Below are 15,972 nucleotides of genomic sequence, written 5' to 3'. Positions count from 1 at the left end.
CTTCGAAACGAAAAGGGCGCGCCCGTCGGGCGCGCCCTCGTCTCGTCCCGGGAACCCGGGTCAGGCCTGCTTGCGCTTGACCGGGGCCCAGAGCCGCTTGTTCGTCAGGTAGAGCAGCACCGACAGGAGCGTCAGCAGGATCACGGAGCTGAAGCCCATCTGCTTGCGCGCCATCATCTTGGGTTCGGCGGTCCACATCAGGAAGGCCGAGAGATCCTTGGCCTGCTGCTCGATCGTGGCCTCGGTGCCGTCGGCAAAGGTCACGTCGTCGCCGTAGAGCGGCGGCGCCATCGAGATCCAGCCACCCGGGAAGGCCTCGTTCTCGTAGAGCACGGTGCCCGCCTCGAACTTCTCCTCGCCGGTGTAGCCGGTCAGGAGCGAGGCGATGTATTCCGGACCGCCCATCCCCTTGAGGAACTGGTTGATGCCCAGGCCATAGGGGCCGTGGAACCCGGCCCGGGCCTTGGCCATCAGGCTCAGGTCCGGCGCGCCGGCGGCGGTCACTTCCGGGAACTTGTCCGACGGCCGCGCGGTGCGCATGTCGCCGGGGAAGGCGTCGTCGCTGTCGTCCGGAACCTCGTAGAACTCGGCATACGCCCGCACCTGGTCGTCCGGCAGGTCTGGACCGCCGGAATCCCCGAGGTTACGGAAGTAAAGCTGCTTCAGCCCGTGACAGGCCGAGCAGATTTCCGTGTAGACCTGCAGCCCGCGCTGGAGCTGCATCTGGTCGAACGTGCCGAACGGCCCCTCGAAGGAGAAGTCGTAATCCTTCACGTAGCCCGCGCCACCGGCTGCCAGGGCCGGGCCCGCGCCGAGGCCGAGAGCGACAAGCGCTGCGATCGTGGTCTGTCTGATCATCGCGTGTGTGTCCTTTCGTTCACTCGGCCGGGGTCGGCGTTGTGCCCGCAGTCTCCGACTTTTCCGGATAATGCGCGTTGAAGTCTTCCTCGATCGTCGCCGGCTGCGGCAGCGGTTTCTCGATCACGCCGAGCAGCGGCAGGATGACCAGGAAATAGCCGAACCAGTAGGCCGACCCGATCAGGGCGATGTAGGGATAGATCCCCTCGGCCGGCATCGCACCGACCCACATCAGCACCATGAAGTCGACGATCAGCAGCCAGAACCACCACTTGAACATCGGACGGTACCGGCCCGAGCGCACGCTCGAGGTGTCGAGCCACGGCGCCAGCGCCATCACGAGGATCGAGCCGAACATCGCCAGCACGCCGAAGAACTTGGCGTCGATGATGCCGCCGGTGATGAAGCCGGCGAACTGCACGATCCAGACCGAGTCGTCGAAGGCGCGCAGGATCGCGTAGAACGGCAGGAAGTACCATTCGGGCACGATATGCGCCGGCGTCACCAGCGGATCGGCCTCGATGTAGTTGTCGGGATGGCCGAGATAGTTCGGCATGAAGCCGACGATCGCGAAGAAGACCAGCAGGATCACCGCGAGCGCGAAGAGATCCTTGATCACGAAATAGGGCCAGAAGGGCAGCGTGTCCTTCTCGGCCTCGGCCTTGGACTTGCGCCGCACCTCGACACCGGTGGGGTTGTTGTTGCCCGTGGTGTGGAAGGCCCAGATATGCACCGCGACGAGCGCCGCGATGATGAACGGCAGCAGGTAGTGCAGCGACAGGAAGCGGTTCAGCGTCGCGTTGCCGACGGCCGGCCCGCCCAGCAGCCAGGTCTGGATCGCCTCGCCGATGCCGGGGATCGCGCCGAAGAGCCCGGTGATCACCGTGGCACCCCAGAACGACATCTGGCCCCAGGGCAGCACGTAGCCCATGAAGGCCGTGCCCATCATCAGCAGGTAGATCAGCATGCCGATGATCCAGGTCACTTCGCGCGGGGCCTTGTAGGACCCGTAATAGAGGCCGCGGAAGATGTGCAGATACACCGCCACGAAGAACAGCGACGCGCCGTTCATGTGCAGGTAGCGGATCGCCCAGCCGCCGTTCACGTTCCGCATGATGTGCTCGACCGAGGAGAAGGCCATGTCGACATGCGGCGTGTAGTGCATCACCAGGACGATGCCGGTGATGATCTGCAGCGCCAGGCAGAAGGTCAGGACGATGCCCCAGATCCACATCCAGTTCAGGTTCTTGGGCGTGGGGATCATCAGGGTGTCATAAGCGAGGCTCGCGATCGGCAGACGCCGATGAAGCCACTTCTCGAACCCCGACTTGGGCTCGTAGTGATCGTGCGGGATACCGGACATGGGTTTCTCCCTTAACCGAGTTTGATCGTCGTTTCGTCGACGAACGCCGCGACCGGAACCGGCAGGTTCTCAGGCGCGGGACCTTTGCGGATTCGGCCCGACGTGTCGTAATGCGAGCCGTGGCAGGGGCAGAACCAGCCGCCGAACTCGCCCGCCCCGTCGCCGAGCGGAACACAGCCGAGATGGGTGCAGACACCCATCTGCACCAGCCACTCGCCGCTTTCGTCGAGCGCCCGGTTTGCGTCGGTCGCCGGCACCTCGCCGTCGATATTGGCGTTCCGCGCCACCGGGTCGATGAGATCGTCGATCTCCACCTGGTTGGCGGCTTCGATCTCTTCGGCGGTGCGGCGGCGGATAAAGACCGGCTTGCCCAGCCATTTCACCGTGATCTGCGTGCCGGGTTCCAGCCCGGCCACGTCCACCCGGATCGAGGACAGCGCCTGCACGTCGGCCGAGGGGTTCATCTGATCGATCAGCGGCCAGACAGCCGCGCCGGTCGCGACGGCGGCCGTTCCGCCGGTCGCGTAATAGAGGAAATCCCGGCGGGTGCCCGAATTGTCTTCTGCGTGGGACACGAGGCATTCTCCCTTATCTGGCCCGAGGCTTGGGCCAATGATAGATCGCAAGCCTCGGTCGCCCAAGGCTTTCCGCGCGCATACTTAGAGCCGCGGGCCGTCGGCGTCTATCGGACAATCGGGCGCAGTTGGAACAGAATGTCGCACCCTGTGGCCTAGCCGCCGCGGCCGGGCCGGTCTTGCGGCCCGCGCCGGGACCCGCGCAAGCTTCCCCGCGCACGCCATCCCGATCATTGCGCTGGACATGATAGCCCGCGCCCGACCGGAGTCGAGGCCTTCCCGCGATCGGCCGCTCCCATGCCCGGATCGCGCCCGCAGGCGGCCGGCCGGCAGCGGCGGCGCGGGTCAGGCCGGCAGGGTCGCGGCCATGCTGTCGCGCTCGGAGATCTTCAGGAACCAGGCCGCGAGCGACTCGCGCCCGCCGCGCCAGTCGCGGTCGCCATGGCGGAAATCGAGATATCCCAGCGCGCAGCCCACCGCGATCTGGCCCATGCCGAAAGGCCCGTGCAGATGCGCCATCCAGCGCGCCTCGAGCGCGTCCAGCGCGCGGGTGATCTTTTCCCACTGGCCCGCGACCCAGGGCGCATGGCGGATCTCCTCGGGACGGCAGCGGGCCTCGTAGACCATGAGCACCGCCGCCTCCATGATCCCGTCGGCGGTCGCTTCCAGCACCAGCGTATCCCAAAGCGCGGGCGGCTCCGGGTAGAGCCCCGCCCCGGCCCGCTGATCGAGATAGCGGCAGATCACCCGGCTGTCGTAAAGCGTCGCACCGCCCGGCCGCACGAGGGCGGGGATCTTGCCGAGCGGGTTCTCCGCGACCGGCATCTGCTCCGGCGCCGTCGGGCTCCCCACCGCGAAACGCGGCGTCACCTCGTCGAGCTGCCCCGTCTCGCGCAGGACCACCTGGACCTTGCGGCAAAAGGGCGAGGCCGGATTGTCGTAGAGTTCCATTCAGACCCTCCGGATCGCGATCCGTCCAAGCGCGGCCATGTCGACCTCCACCCCCGGCCCGTCCGCGCCGAGCCGGATCACGCGGCGGAACCGCACCGCCCCGTTCACCTGGTCGCGATCCTTCGGGCGATGGGCGCTCAGGCCCTCGGCGAGGGTGTCGAGCGAGTCCTCGGCGCGCTGGTCGGTCTGCGAGACCTGTATCCGCCGGCTGAGCGCATAGGCGGCCAGGGCGACTGTTCCGTAGCGCAGGGCAACCCCGGCGATGGGGGCAAGGGGCAGGGCCATCGTCTCGTCCTCCGAATTCCTGACCAGAGACTAGGCAGCCCCGGCCGCCCTGTCCACAGGCGCGGCTCCAGGCTTCCAAGTGGCGGAAATATCCCCGCGCGCAGCGCGGAGAATCGCACGAAGTGCCAGACGGCTTGCGCCCGCAGGGCGCTCAACCGGCCGGAACGGCCGACAGTTGCACCCCGTCATGGCCGGTGATCCGGGCCGGGACGATCGCGCCTTCCTGCTGATCGGCCGCGAAGCGGACCTCGGTGAATTGCGGGGTGCGCCCCATTCGCGGGGTCTCCATCAGCACGTCGTGCCGCGCCCCCTGCTGTCGGTCGAGATGCGCGGCGACCCGCGCCGCACCGGCCGCGCGCAAGCGGGCGGCACGCGCCTTGACCGTCGCCCCGTCCGGCTGCGGCATGCGCGCCGCGGGGGTGCCGGGCCGGGCCGAGAAGGGAAAGACATGCAGCCAGGTCAGCCCGCATTCTTCGACCAGCCTGAGCGAGTTTTCGAACATCGCCTCGGTCTCGGTCGGAAAGCCCGCGATGATGTCGGCGCCGAAAACGATGTCGGGACGCAGACGCCGGGCCTCGGCACAGAAGCGGATCGCGTCGTCACGCAGGTGGCGGCGCTTCATCCGCTTCAGGATCATGTCGTCGCCGGCCTGCAGGGACAGGTGCAGATGCGGCATCAGCCGGGATTCGGTCGCGACGGCCCGCATCAGGTTGTCGTCCGCCTCGATCGAATCGATCGACGATATGCGCAGCCGTGGAAGGTCGGGTACGAGACGCAGGATCCGCATCACCAGGTCGCCCAGCCGCGGGGCGCCCGGCAGATCCGCGCCCCAGCTGGTCAGGTCCACCCCGGTCAGCACCACCTCGTTGAAGCCCTTGTCCACGAGCCGCCTGATCTGCGCGACCACCACCCCGGCCGGCACGCTCCGCGAATTGCCGCGGCCATAGGGGATGATGCAGAAGGTGCAGCGGTGATCGCAGCCGTTCTGCACCTGGACATAGGCGCGGCTGCGCGTCCCGAACCCGTCAATGAGATGGCCGGCGGTCTCGGTCACGGACATGATGTCGTCCACCTGGACCCGCTCGGTTTCACCCACGAAATCCGGCCCGCGCGCCAGCCGGTCCCAGGTGGTGCGCTGCATCTTCTCGGTATTGCCGATGACGTGATCGACCTCGTCCATCGCGGCGAAGGTTCCGGGTTCGGTCTGGGCGGCACAGCCTGTGACCACGAGCGTCGCGTCCGGATTCTCGCGGCGCAGACGGCGGATTTCCTGGCGGGCCTTGCGGACCGCTTCCGCCGTCACCGCGCAGGTGTTCACCACGACGGCATCGCCGAGACCGGCCGCGCCGGAAAGCTCGCGCATCGCCTCGGTCTCGTAGGCGTTCAGCCTGCAGCCCAGCGTGGTGAAGCGCGGCGCGGTCACGAAAGCCCCTCCAGGAAGGCGGGCGTCAGCACCCCGTCGAAGACATGCGCGGTCGGGCCGGTCATCCAGACGCCGTCCTCGCGCCAGTCGATCTCCAGTTCGCCGCCATCGAGCACCACCGTCGCGCGGGGACCCGTGAGACCGCGGCGCACCGCCGCCACGACCGTCGCGCAGGACGACGAGCCCGAGGCGAGCGTGATGCCGGCGCCCCGCTCCCAGACCCGCAGCCGCAGCCGGTCGGGGCCGATCCGGCTGACCACCTGGACATTGGTGCGCTCGGGAAAGAGCGGATGGTGCTCGTAGCGCGGTCCGAACTGCGCCAGCGGGATCGCCTCGGCATCCTCGACGAAAAACGTGCAATGCGGGTTGCCCATGGCGGTGGCGACGGGGGCGCCCTCGATAGGCAGCTCCAGCGTGTCCATTTCCTCGGCCAGCGGGATCTCGCGCCAGCCGGTCTGCGGCGGTCCCATGTTGACCCGGGTGAGCCCGCCGCCGGCGTCTTCGCACGCCAGCAGACCGCGCGCCGTCTCGAGCGTCAGCCGGTCGCGGCCGGCTTCCTGCATCAGATGCCGGGCGACGCAGCGGGTGGCGTTGCCGCAGGCCCCGGACTCTGAGCCGTCGGCATTGTAGAAGGTGAGCGCGGCGGCCGCCTGCGCCGAGTCGCCGATGACGGCGAGCTGGTCGAAGCCCACCCCGCGATGGCGGTCGCCCAGCGCACGCGCCAGCGCCGGCGTCACGGGCGCGCCGCCGCCCCGCCGGTCGATCACGGCGAAATCATTGCCGAGTCCGTGCATTTTCATGAACGGCAATCCGTCCATCCGCGCCTCCTTCCGAACAGGCGGCATATATACATGAGCCGGGCGTTTGACCATATGTGCGCCATGCTGAAAAAATCCGCGGAAATCCCCCTTGACCGGCGCAGACGCCCCGTATACCTAGCGGCTCTCGAGTGGGCCGTTAGCTCAGTTGGTAGAGCAACTGACTTTTAATCAGTGGGTCGCAGGTTCGAATCCTGCACGGCTCACCACTTGATCCCGGACAGTTTCACGCCCCGCACAGCCGCACCGGACCGGGCACCGTTTCGCGCCCTGCCGCGGGCGCCGGGTGCGAAAGACGCTTAGAAAAACACGGCATCGCGGGCGGGGCTGCCCATTCCCCGGGCAACTCCGGGCAAAGCCCCCGGCGTGGAGCGATGTCGCGGCGGCCGGTTTGACAGCGGCGCGCAAAGGTCGCCAACTGCGGCAAAGACCGCCCAGCCCGGAGCCGCTTTGAGCGTGACGACCAAGGATCATCTCTTCCAGGCCCGGCTGACCGAACTGGTCAGCCGAATATACCCGGATGGCGCGCCGGACCTCCTGGCCGAACGGATCACCGCGGCCTTCTGGCCCGAGGGCACGCACCGGCGCAAGCGGGCGCGCGCGCCGAGCAACAGGCTCTGGTCGGAACGCGACGCGGTGCTGATCACCTATGGCGACTCGATCCGCGACGGCCAGCACAAACCGCTGGACCTGCTGGAAGATTTCCTGACCCGGCACATGAGGGGCGTGGTCAACGGCGTGCATATCCTGCCGTTCTTCCCCTTCAGCTCCGATGACGGGTTCGCGGTGACGGATTACCGCGCCGTCAACCCGCAGCTCGGCGACTGGGTGGATATCGAGCGGATCGCGGCGCAGTTCCACCTGATGTCGGATCTCGTGCTGAACCACGTCTCCAGCCAGGGGCCGTGGTTCACCGCCTACCGCCAGGGCCAGGCGCCGTATGACCGCTTCTTCTACGAGGCGGATCCCGCGGACGATCTCTCGCAGGTGGTGCGCCCCCGCACCACGCCAGTGCTGCAAAGGATCGAGACGCGCCAGGGCGACCGCCACGTCTGGTGCACCTTCAGCCACGACCAGGTGGACCTGGATTTCTCCAACCCCGAGGTCCTACTGGAAATCCTGCGGATCATCCGCCTGCATATCGACAAGGGGGTGCGTATCCTGCGGCTCGACGCGGTGGCCTTCATCTGGAAGGAACCCGGGACGAGCTGCATCCACCTGCCCCAGACCCATGCCATCGTGCAGCTGCTTCGCCTGCTCTGCGATTACGCGGTCGAGACGGTCGTGCTGCTGACCGAAACCAACGTGCCCCGCACCGAGAACCTCAGCTATTTCGGCAACGGAAACGAGGCGCACGCGGTCTACAATTTTCCGCTGCCGCCGCTGATCCTGCATGCGATGCAGTCGGGCACGGCGCGCTACCTTCATCGCTGGCAGTCCGCGATGCCGCCCGCACAGCTGGGCTGCACCTATCTGAACTTCACCGCCAGCCATGACGGGATCGGGATGCGCCCGGCCGAGGGCGTCCTGCCGCCCCAGGAACAGGACCGCATGATCGAAACCGTGCAGGCGACCGGCGGGCGCGTCTCGATGCGCTCGCGGCCCGGCGGGGGCGAGGAACCCTACGAGCTGAACTGCTCGCTCTTCGACGCGATGCGGCGCACCTTCCGGGGGGAAGACGCGCATCACGTCGCGCGCTTCCTCTGCTCGCAGACCATCGCCATGTCGCTCGAGGGCATACCGGCCTTCTATATCCATTCCTTCCTCGCGACCCCGCATGACCGCGACGCGGTCGAACGGCGCGGGATGAACCGGGCGATCAACCGCCACCGCTGGCACTATCCGGACCTGCTGGACCGCCTGGCCGATCCGGGATCCGACCAGGCGCGGGTCATGAAGGGCATGTCGGAACGGCTGCGCATCCGTGCCCGGCAACCGGCCTTTCACCCCAACGCGACCCAGTTCACCCTGCGCATGGACGACAGGCTCTTCGGCATCTGGCGCCAGAGCCTCGACCGGGACCAGTCGATCTTCGCGATCCACAATGTCAGCGACGAGACCGTGCTGGTGAGCCCCTCCTCGATCAACCTGATCGAGGACGACGTCTGGGTGGACCTGCTCACCGGGGACGAGATCCTCGCCGCCGGGCCGGAGATTCCCTTCGCGCCCTATCAGTGCCGCTGGATCGCGAACGGCGGCTGAAGCCGGTTGTCAGCCGTATTCCTTGCTGTCCTCGAGCGCGGCGCGCAGCAGGTCCGAAAGGAACGCGGGATCTGCCGCGTGGACACGGTTCCAGGTCGGGATGAACGGGCTTTCATGCGGGTTCTCCAGAAAGATCTGGCCGGCCCGGATGATGTTCTCGGCGAAAAGCTCCACCGATTTCTCTTCCTTGTGGCGGTCGACCGACAGCCCGTTCATCTTGGCGTCGTTGTAGTAGCTGTCCAGGAGATCGAGGGCCGCGCGGTAATAGGTGGCCTTGAGGGTGCGGAAAAGGTTGGCTGTGAAGACCGTCCCGTCCGCCGCCAGCTTGCGGAAGATCGCCTTGCAGATGTCGGTGGACATGCGGCTCAACCCGCGCGAGGCATCCTCGGGCGACAGGTCCTGGTGCTTGTGGTCGTAGGAATCGGCCAGTTCCACCTGGCAGACGGACCCCGGCGCGAGGTTGCGCCAGGCTTCCGACAGCACGCCGACCTCCAGACCCCAGTCCGAGGGAATGCGCAGATCCGGCAGGGTCAGGGTCCGCATGGCGAACTCGCCCGACAGCGGGTAGCGGAAGCTGCGCAGGTAGTCGAGGTAGTCGCGGTCGCCGACCACCCGCTTCAGCGCGATGAGAAGCGGGCTGACAAGCAGCCGCGTGACCCGGCCGTTCAGCTGGTGGCCGTCCGTGCGGGGATAGAACCCCTTGGCCATCTGGTAGGAAAAGGCCGGATGCGCCACCGGGTAGACGAGCCGGGCCAGCATGGAGCGGTCATAGGTCAGGATATCGCAATCATGGATCGCCATGATGGAACTGTCGGCGCGCGCGATCAGGTAGCCGATGCATCCCCAGACGTTCTTGCCCTTGCCGGGTTCCTGCGGCGCGAGCCCGAGTTCCTCCAGGCGGGCGCCAAGCGCCTTCATCCGCGGGCTGTCGTTCCAGATCACGATATGCTGCTGGGGCAGGCGCGCGAAGAAGTCCCTGGCGTGGCGGAACTGCGCCTCGTCCGCCCGGTCGAGCCCGATCACGATACGGTGCAGGTACGGCACTTCCGAAAGCTCGTCGAGGATGTGCGGCAGCGCCGGGCCTTCCAGCTCGGAATAGAGGCAGGGCAGGATCAGCGTGATCTTGCGGGTCTCCGCGAAGGTCACGAGTTCGTAGGTCAGATCCTCGAGGCTCCGGGTGCGAAGGTTGTGCAGCGTGGTGATGTTGCCGTTCTGGTGGAAATCAGCCATGGCGCATCGGCTCCCTGGTCGTGGACAGCGCGTCCAGCAGGGCGGAAACGGCCGCCGCCCACCCCTCCGGACCTTCGTTTTTCGTGCGACGGATGCGCCCGTCGGCCTCGCCGGGCAGCGTGGGCAGCGGCGGGGCCGCGCGGTTGGCGACGATGACGCCGTAATCGGCCGCCTGGAGCATCTCGACGTCGTTCGGCGCGTCGCCCAGCGCGATGCTGTGCGCCGGCGCGAGCGCCCGGATCAGTTCGCGCATCCGGTCGGCCTTGGTCCCGCCGAAGGACAGCGTCAGGAACCGCCCGCCACGGCGCGCGTGAAGCCCGATGCGCGCCGCGGCGGCCAGGAAATCCTCTCGCGCGGCCGCGGTGCCGGTCCAGAGCCCCGGCTCGCTGAAGCCGCGCCGTTTCGCGCGCGCCGCCGCCTCGGGCGCCAGCCCGGTGATCCGGGCCACCTCGGCGACGGTCATGTCGCCGAAGCCGCGGAAACCGCCGGGCAGCCCGCGCAGGATCGCGCGGATATCGGGATAGACCGACGCCGCCCCGACCGACTCGCTCCCGGCCGGCAGGACGCCGCCGCCGTTCTCGACGATGGCCGGCCAGTCCGGAAACCCGAGCTCCGCGCGCAGCGGCGCGACCTCGGCCGCCGTCTTGCTGGTGGCCAGGATCAGCCCCGCACCCAAGGCGCGCAGCCGGTCGAGCGCCGGGCGGGCCGGCGCCCAGGAATAGGTGGTGTGATCGAGCAGCGTGCCGTCGAGATCGGAAAAGACAAGAATGCCGGAACCGCCAGTCATGCAGGAAAGGTAGCCGACAATTGCCGCCTAGGCGACACCCGACAGCGTCCCGGGCGCGGTTGTGGCATCTCGCCGCGATGCCGCGCCGGGCGCTCAGTCGCGGCGCGGTGCCTCCCCCCTCAGCGTGAGCACGTCCAGCCGCTGCCAGTAGGGCAGGTAGTGGCCCTGCGCGTCGCTGCGGCACGCGGCGTGAAACGCGGCCTCGAAGGCGGGCCGGTCGGCCGGATCGAGCCGCCGGCATGGATCGACCGCCAGCATGTCGTCCAGCAGGGCCTGCGGACCGGCGGCGCGGTACTTGGCGGCATAATGCAGCGGCGCCGCCCGCCATGCGCGCCCCGCAGCGACCAGCGCCGCCAGCGCCCGCGCGGCGTCGGCATAGACCGGCGCCTCGTCGTCGACGAGGCACGCCGCGGCATGGATCGGATCCCCTGCCTCGGGTTCCAGCACCGCGATCCGGCCGCCCGGGCGGACGATCCGGGCTGCCTCCGCCAGGGCGGCGTCCCGGTCGTCGGCGTGGTGCAGGCTCTCCGCGAAAAAGGCCAGGTCGAAGGCGGCCGTGGGCAGGCCGGTCGCCTCGGCGGGGGCCACGAGATAGCGGGCACCGCCCCGCGCACGGGCCGCCGCGACGGCCTCGGCATTCGGGTCGAGCCCCGTGACCTCCGCGCCCATGGCCGCGAGCACGCGGGCCGCGCGGCCTGCGCCGCAGCCCAGATCGACGGCCCGAAGCCCGGCGAGATCGCCCAGCGCAGCCGTGATCGCCGTATCGAGATCGAGAAAGTCGCGGTTCATCATGTCTCTTCCGGTTTCGCACCACAGAGCGGCGCGCACGAGGCTACAACATATCCGTCGCACTTGGCGCCCCGGCAGACCGAAACCCGGCCTACCGCGGCAGCAGGTCCGCACAATTCGGCGCGACGGTGTAAAGGCTCACCATGCGCCCGGCATAGGCGCCGGTCTCGACGGTCCAGCGCCCGGCCAGGGCCGACGGGCAGCCGGGCGGCCTCTCGCCGAAGGTTGCCAGCAGCACCGGACCGCTCTCGGCCCCGGTATAGGGGTAGCTCATCTCGTAGTGGTGCCGCGCCGGACCGGGCAGGTCGATGGCGCGGAACGTCAGGCCGCTCTCCCGCCCGGTATGGAAAAGATCGGCCAGCACGTCGCGGTGGGTCGCGACCACCGTGTCCGCGCCCTGCGCCCGCGCCGTGTCGATGATCCGCTCGCTCAGCGCCGCGCGGCCCAGCACCCGTGCCAGAAGCAGGTTCTCACCATCGAGGCTCAGCCGGTCGGCGGTGATGCTGGCCAGCGGCAGCGCCAGGGCGATCAGCCCGTGCACCGCGAAGGACACCCACAGCCAGCGCCGCGCCCGGTGCCAGAGCAGCGGCACGACCGCGAGCGTGCCGCCCAGATATGCCACCGCCGCCCAGTTCGCATAGGCCCGCGAAATCAGCGCCTGTCCGCAGATGATCAGGATGACCGGCAGCGCGAAGACCAGCATCAGCGCCTCCCAGCGGCCGGCGCGTCCGCGCCCCCAGCGCCATGCCGACCAGAGCAGCGCGCCCATGACGACCGGGCCGAAGAAGAGGAACTGCGCCGCAACGAACTCCGCCAGCCCCGGCAGGTTCAGCCCGGCCCGTTCCGCCGGGTCGCGCACCCAGTCGGCATTGTCGAGCGTATGCGAGACCGTGCTGCCCCCCGTGGCGATGTTCCAGATCAGGTTCGGCGCCGCCGCCACGAGGAACCCCGCCCCGAAGAGCGCGGCCATGCCCCATCCCGGCCGCCACTCGCGGTGCAGCGCCGCCGCGAGCGCGGCGGAGATGAGGAAGTAGATCGCGGCGTATTTCGACAGGAAGCCAAGCCCGAGGCAAAGCCCGCCCAGCACCGCGTCGCGGGCCGCGGGCCGGTCGAGAAGGCGCACCCAGAAGAAAAGCGCGCCGGCGAAGAACGGGAACAGCATCGTGTCCGTCGAGATCACCAGGCTGCCCGCCGTCGCCAGGGGCAGGGTCACATAGGCCAGCGCCGTGACCGCGCCCACGCGGTCGCCATGCAGCCGGCGCGCGACCGCCATCAGGATGAGCCCGGTGGCCGCGTGAAAGACCGGCCCCGGCACCCGGACCCAGAACGGCGCGTCGCTGCCGCCGATCTCGGTGGCCAGGCGGATCACCCAGGCAATCATGGGCGGCTTCGAGTAATAGCCGAAATCGAAGCTTTGCCCCCAGAGCCAGTACTGGGACTCGTCGACGAAGAGATCGGTGGCGTTCAGGGCCTGGAGCGCGATCCGGACCGCGGTGATGGCAAGCACGCCGAGAATGGCGAGGCTGATGGCCCGTCTGTCGCGATCCTGGGCGGTCTGCATTGGAACTGTCCTGACTTGTCGCGCCCCGGCGCGGGGCTCCGTGAAGCCGCTACACCGTCCGGGCGGCGGCGATCAAGCCCGATCCGGTGCGGGGCGCAGGGTCTCGCCGCGGATCAGCTTCGGGTCCAGCTCGATGCGGGCCGGCAGGTCGGTCCGCCCGTCCAGCGCGCGGCCCGCGACGATCTCGGCGGCCTTGACGCCGATCTCCATGCGGCAGGCGTCCATGGTCGTCAGGTGCATCGGCAGGCCGTCCAGCAGGTCGACCCCGTTGAACCCGGCCAGGCCGACCCGGTTCGGCACGTCGATCCCGGCCTCGAGGCAATGCAACAGCCCCCCGGCGCCGATCAGGTCGTTCGAGAAGTAGAGAAAGTCGAGATCCGGCTCGCGGGCCAGCGCGGCAGCCGCCATTTCGCGGCCCTTCCGAAGGCTGGATCCCCCCGAGTAGAATTCCGTCGCGGCAAGGGCGAGACCGGCCTCGGACAGGCCCTGCTCGAACCCTTCGAGCCGCTTCCGTGCCCGGTGGTCGTCGGGCATCTTGCTGCCGAGAAAGGCGATCCGGCGATAGCCGCGGCGCGTGATCTCGCGCGCCATATCGCGACCCGCGCGGTGGTGGGAAATGCCGACATTGGCGTCGACCGCCGCGCCGTCCACATCCATGATCTCCACCACCGGGATCGCCGCGTTGCGCATCATCGCGCGCGCCGCGTCGTTGTGCTCGAGCCCGGCCACGATCAGCCCGGAGGGCCGCCAGGACAGCATCTCGTAGATTACCTTTTCCTCGGTCTCGGGCGCGTAATGCGTGGCGCCGAAGACCGGCTGCAGCACGGTTTCGTCCAGCACCCGGGAGATCCCTGTCAGAACCTCCGGGAAGACCATGTTCGACAGCGACGGGATGATCACGCCCACCAGGTTTACCCTGTTCGAGGCCAGCGCGCCCGCGATCTTGTTCGGCACGTAGCCCAGGCTGCGCGCGGCGGCGAGCACCTTCTCGCGGGTGCGGGCGGACACGTCGCCCTTGTTCCGCAGCACCCGCGATACCGTCATCTCGCTGACACCGGAGGCTTCCGACACGTCGCGAAGCGTCAGATGCACCTTCCCGTCTTCCGTCAAACCCGGCCCTTTCGATACCCTGACCCCAAGTGTTAGCGGTAAAAGAAACCCTTGTATATGCCCCGGACGGCCGCTATTGTTTGCGCTAACAAAAGCATTCCGGGCGTCCTGCAAGCTCTCTTACTGACGTTCCTGGAATACCGGGGGGAGCGGTGGGCCAATTTCGCTCCCCCCAACTCTTTCCGACCGCTCGACATCTTGCGAAACCGGGTCAAAACCCGCATGAAAGAGGCGCGTGGCCCCGTAGCTCAGTGGATAGAGCAACCGCCTCCTAAGCGGTAGGTCGGAGGTTCGAATCCTCCCGGGGTCGCCAGAGCCCCGTCAGAGCATGCGGATGACGTCCTTCTCGATCGCCAGCATGTAACCCTTTCGGCTGATGTGGCGGATCAGCAGCTCCGTCACGATCTGGTTGCCCAGCTGGTCGCGGAGCCGCTTGATCCGGGTCGCGCCGGACGCTTCCTCGCAATCCTCGGCGGTGCGGCCCGAGATCATCGCCTCGATCTCGGCGCCCGAGAGAACGTCGTCGTCCATGCGCGCCTCGCAGAGCACGGCCAGCGTCTCGCAATTGGCGCCGGTCAGGTCGAATTCCATGTTGTTGAGATAGACCTTCCGCTCGTCGCGGCTGACCAGCAGGCTGTTGATCTGGATGCCCGCGCGCTCGATCTCGGACATGCGGCGGTTCAGCCCGATGATGGTCACCAGGAACACCAGCGCCGCCACGAGCAGGGCGGTGGCGAAGACCAGCAGCACGAAGATCACGAAACGGTAGCTGGCCAGGGTGTCGGAAAACGCGGTGCCCGATTGCGCGAGGATCTCGAGAAGCTTGATCTCGGCATTGGAGGTCAGGTCGGCATTCTCGACGAAGAGCCGTTCGACCCGGGCGTTGAACGCATTCGCATCGGGCAGGTTCAGGAAGAGCGCCAGCGCCGCCAGGCCGAGAATGGCGACGATGGCCGCGATCCCGGCCAGAACCAGCCGGCTGCCCGCCTGCGGGCGGGAACGTCTGGGCTGGTTTTCCGGCATGCTCACGCGGCGGCTCCTCCTCTGTTCCTTCTCCCCGCGGCCGGAAGGCGCGTCAAGGATGCGCGCTCCGGCCTAGTACCTGAGGAAGTTCCCGCCGGCTTCCGCGCGGCGCTCGGCGAGCCCCTCCTCGCCGAAGAGGGAAACCACCGACAGCAGCGTCCAGCCGTCGCCCGCGATCCGGCCCGCCACCGCCTCGGCCGCGGCCGCACGGTCGGCGCAGGCCGCGTCGGGCAGGGCGATCACCCCGTAATGAAGCCGGAGCGGATCGTCCTTCTTGGCCTTGTAGTCGGCATAGCAATCGGCCGCCGCCGGCAGCGGCGCCAGGATCAGCCCGACAAGGGCAAGACTGCGGAGAAGACCTGCGTTCATGCCGCGAGAGTGCCGTTTGCGGCGCGGTTATTCAATATCACCGCCTCCTTGCACCGTCGCTATCCGATAGCAGCGCGGTGATATTGCCTGTCTTCCGCGACCCGGCCCAGCCTCGGTCCATCGACATGTCGCGCCGCGGGGCGCGCCGTCACAGGAAAGGATCGAAACCATGCTCAGACAGATCACACTTGCACTGGCCGCGGGCGCCGTGGCGCTGGCCGGGCTGACCGCGACGGCGGCACCGGCGCGTGCCGACGGCGAGGACATCGCCAAGGCGCTCGCCGGGGTTGCGACCATCTTCATCATCGGCAAGGCCATCGAGCAGGCCAAGGACGACCGCCGGGACAAGGCCAAGAAGCCCGCCCGGAAGGCCAGGCATCACGGGGGCGGCGATCGCCAGTGCCTGCGCCAGATCCGCCGTCACGGCGAATGGGTCAGCTATTATGACCGCAAGTGCCTGAAGCGCCAGGATCGCCACCGGGACCGCGCCGGCTACCGCGGCCGCGACCGCCACGCGGACCGCTATCCCCGTACCTGCCAGCGCAAGCGCTGGACCCGCCACGGCTGGGAATCCTACTACGCCCAGCGCTGCCTGCGGCGTCACGGCTTCTGAGCCGCCGGCCGCGCC

General features: G+C 68.4%; 16 protein-coding genes and 2 tRNA genes. 4 read left to right on the top strand and 14 right to left on the bottom strand.

Annotated elements, in window-relative coordinates:
• Positions 1-60 precede the first annotated feature (60 nt).
• The 7 genes from ACQ5SP_RS15575 to dapF form a co-directional block, all read right to left on the bottom strand.
• Positions 61-858: a cytochrome c1 gene (locus ACQ5SP_RS15575; protein WP_430939320.1), complete on the bottom strand. Its 798-nt coding sequence runs from the start codon at positions 856-858 to the stop codon at positions 61-63.
• A 19-nt stretch (positions 859-877) separates the two neighbouring features.
• Complete coding sequence (gene petB / locus ACQ5SP_RS15570; protein WP_430939319.1) at positions 878-2,221, bottom strand: cytochrome b; 1,344 nt, start codon at positions 2,219-2,221, stop codon at positions 878-880.
• Between the two features lie 11 nt (positions 2,222-2,232).
• Positions 2,233-2,796: a ubiquinol-cytochrome c reductase iron-sulfur subunit gene (petA, locus tag ACQ5SP_RS15565; protein WP_430939318.1), complete on the bottom strand. Its 564-nt coding sequence runs from the start codon at positions 2,794-2,796 to the stop codon at positions 2,233-2,235.
• A gap of 345 nt (positions 2,797-3,141) precedes the next feature.
• Complete coding sequence (locus ACQ5SP_RS15560) at positions 3,142-3,747, bottom strand: glutathione S-transferase family protein (RefSeq protein ID WP_430939317.1); 606 nt, start codon at positions 3,745-3,747, stop codon at positions 3,142-3,144.
• Entirely contained in the window at positions 3,748-4,032 is a 285-nt protein-coding gene (locus ACQ5SP_RS15555) for a hypothetical protein (RefSeq protein WP_430939316.1), read from the bottom strand.
• Between the two features lie 151 nt (positions 4,033-4,183).
• Entirely contained in the window at positions 4,184-5,455 is a 1,272-nt protein-coding gene (gene mtaB, locus ACQ5SP_RS15550; protein WP_430939315.1) for a tRNA (N(6)-L-threonylcarbamoyladenosine(37)-C(2))-methylthiotransferase MtaB, read from the bottom strand.
• Entirely contained in the window at positions 5,452-6,273 is an 822-nt protein-coding gene (gene dapF / locus ACQ5SP_RS15545) for a diaminopimelate epimerase (RefSeq protein WP_430939314.1), read from the bottom strand. The genes mtaB and dapF overlap by 4 nt, the downstream gene beginning before the upstream one ends.
• Positions 6,274-6,406: 133 nt before the next feature.
• Between dapF and ACQ5SP_RS15540 the strand changes: the two genes are divergently transcribed.
• A tRNA-Lys gene (locus tag ACQ5SP_RS15540) sits at positions 6,407-6,482 on the top strand.
• Between the two features lie 247 nt (positions 6,483-6,729).
• Positions 6,730-8,475: a sugar phosphorylase gene (locus tag ACQ5SP_RS15535; RefSeq protein ID WP_430939352.1), complete on the top strand. Its 1,746-nt coding sequence runs from the start codon at positions 6,730-6,732 to the stop codon at positions 8,473-8,475.
• A 9-nt stretch (positions 8,476-8,484) separates the two neighbouring features.
• Here the strand turns inward: ACQ5SP_RS15535 and ACQ5SP_RS15530 are convergent, their stop codons facing one another.
• From ACQ5SP_RS15530 to ACQ5SP_RS15510, 5 genes are all read right to left on the bottom strand, one after another.
• Positions 8,485-9,705 carry a glycosyl transferase gene (locus ACQ5SP_RS15530; RefSeq protein ID WP_430939313.1) on the bottom strand — a complete coding sequence of 407 codons (1,221 nt, stop codon included), beginning with the start codon at positions 9,703-9,705 and terminating at the stop codon, positions 8,485-8,487.
• Entirely contained in the window at positions 9,698-10,492 is a 795-nt protein-coding gene (locus ACQ5SP_RS15525) for an HAD-IIB family hydrolase (protein ID WP_430939312.1), read from the bottom strand. Before ACQ5SP_RS15525 ends, ACQ5SP_RS15530 begins: the two co-directional genes overlap by 8 nt.
• 93 nt (positions 10,493-10,585) lie before the next feature.
• Entirely contained in the window at positions 10,586-11,284 is a 699-nt protein-coding gene (locus ACQ5SP_RS15520; protein ID WP_430939311.1) for a class I SAM-dependent methyltransferase, read from the bottom strand.
• 88 nt (positions 11,285-11,372) lie between these two features.
• Positions 11,373-12,842, bottom strand: coding sequence for an ArnT family glycosyltransferase (locus tag ACQ5SP_RS15515; protein ID WP_430939310.1), 1,470 nt, complete (start codon positions 12,840-12,842; stop codon positions 11,373-11,375).
• 72 nt (positions 12,843-12,914) lie between these two features.
• Positions 12,915-13,952: a LacI family DNA-binding transcriptional regulator gene (locus ACQ5SP_RS15510; RefSeq protein ID WP_430939309.1), complete on the bottom strand. Its 1,038-nt coding sequence runs from the start codon at positions 13,950-13,952 to the stop codon at positions 12,915-12,917.
• A gap of 237 nt (positions 13,953-14,189) precedes the next feature.
• On the opposite strand from ACQ5SP_RS15510, the gene ACQ5SP_RS15505 reads away from it, so the two are divergent.
• Positions 14,190-14,265, top strand: a tRNA-Arg gene (locus tag ACQ5SP_RS15505).
• An 8-nt stretch (positions 14,266-14,273) separates the two neighbouring features.
• On the opposite strand, the gene ACQ5SP_RS15500 is transcribed toward ACQ5SP_RS15505, so the two are convergent.
• On the bottom strand, positions 14,274-14,975 hold the full coding sequence (locus ACQ5SP_RS15500; protein ID WP_430939351.1) for a winged helix-turn-helix domain-containing protein: 702 nt from the start codon (positions 14,973-14,975) through the stop codon (positions 14,274-14,276).
• A gap of 72 nt (positions 14,976-15,047) precedes the next feature.
• A complete protein-coding gene (locus ACQ5SP_RS15495; protein ID WP_430939308.1) occupies positions 15,048-15,344 on the bottom strand; it encodes a hypothetical protein in 297 nt (98 codons plus the stop codon).
• A 169-nt stretch (positions 15,345-15,513) separates the two neighbouring features.
• On the opposite strand from ACQ5SP_RS15495, the gene ACQ5SP_RS15490 reads away from it, so the two are divergent.
• On the top strand, positions 15,514-15,957 hold the full coding sequence (locus tag ACQ5SP_RS15490) for a hypothetical protein (RefSeq protein ID WP_430939307.1): 444 nt from the start codon (positions 15,514-15,516) through the stop codon (positions 15,955-15,957).
• The last annotated feature ends 15 nt before the right edge of the window (positions 15,958-15,972 follow it).

Origin of the sequence: Rhodovulum sp. YNF3179, from assembly GCF_050586465.1 — a bacterium.
Taxonomy (GTDB): Bacteria; Pseudomonadota; Alphaproteobacteria; order Rhodobacterales; family Rhodobacteraceae; genus CAJXYS01.
The sequence above is the reverse complement of the archived record's forward strand: the minus strand, read 5'-3'. Positions and strand labels throughout refer to the sequence as shown.

Coding starts and splice junctions, on each gene's coding strand:
- ACQ5SP_RS15495 (WP_430939308.1), bottom strand. CDS start 15,344: ATGAACGCAGGTCTTCTCCGCAGTCTTGCCCTTGTCGGGCTGATCCTG.
- ACQ5SP_RS15530 (WP_430939313.1), bottom strand. CDS start 9,705: ATGGCTGATTTCCACCAGAACGGCAACATCACCACGCTGCACAACCTT.
- ACQ5SP_RS15500 (WP_430939351.1), bottom strand. CDS start 14,975: ATGCCGGAAAACCAGCCCAGACGTTCCCGCCCGCAGGCGGGCAGCCGG.
- ACQ5SP_RS15515 (WP_430939310.1), bottom strand. CDS start 12,842: ATGCAGACCGCCCAGGATCGCGACAGACGGGCCATCAGCCTCGCCATT.
- dapF (WP_430939314.1), bottom strand. CDS start 6,273: ATGGACGGATTGCCGTTCATGAAAATGCACGGACTCGGCAATGATTTC.
- petB (WP_430939319.1), bottom strand. CDS start 2,221: ATGTCCGGTATCCCGCACGATCACTACGAGCCCAAGTCGGGGTTCGAG.
- ACQ5SP_RS15555 (WP_430939316.1), bottom strand. CDS start 4,032: ATGGCCCTGCCCCTTGCCCCCATCGCCGGGGTTGCCCTGCGCTACGGA.
- ACQ5SP_RS15525 (WP_430939312.1), bottom strand. CDS start 10,492: ATGACTGGCGGTTCCGGCATTCTTGTCTTTTCCGATCTCGACGGCACG.
- ACQ5SP_RS15520 (WP_430939311.1), bottom strand. CDS start 11,284: ATGATGAACCGCGACTTTCTCGATCTCGATACGGCGATCACGGCTGCG.
- ACQ5SP_RS15560 (WP_430939317.1), bottom strand. CDS start 3,747: ATGGAACTCTACGACAATCCGGCCTCGCCCTTTTGCCGCAAGGTCCAG.
- ACQ5SP_RS15490 (WP_430939307.1), top strand. CDS start 15,514: ATGCTCAGACAGATCACACTTGCACTGGCCGCGGGCGCCGTGGCGCTG.
- ACQ5SP_RS15575 (WP_430939320.1), bottom strand. CDS start 858: ATGATCAGACAGACCACGATCGCAGCGCTTGTCGCTCTCGGCCTCGGC.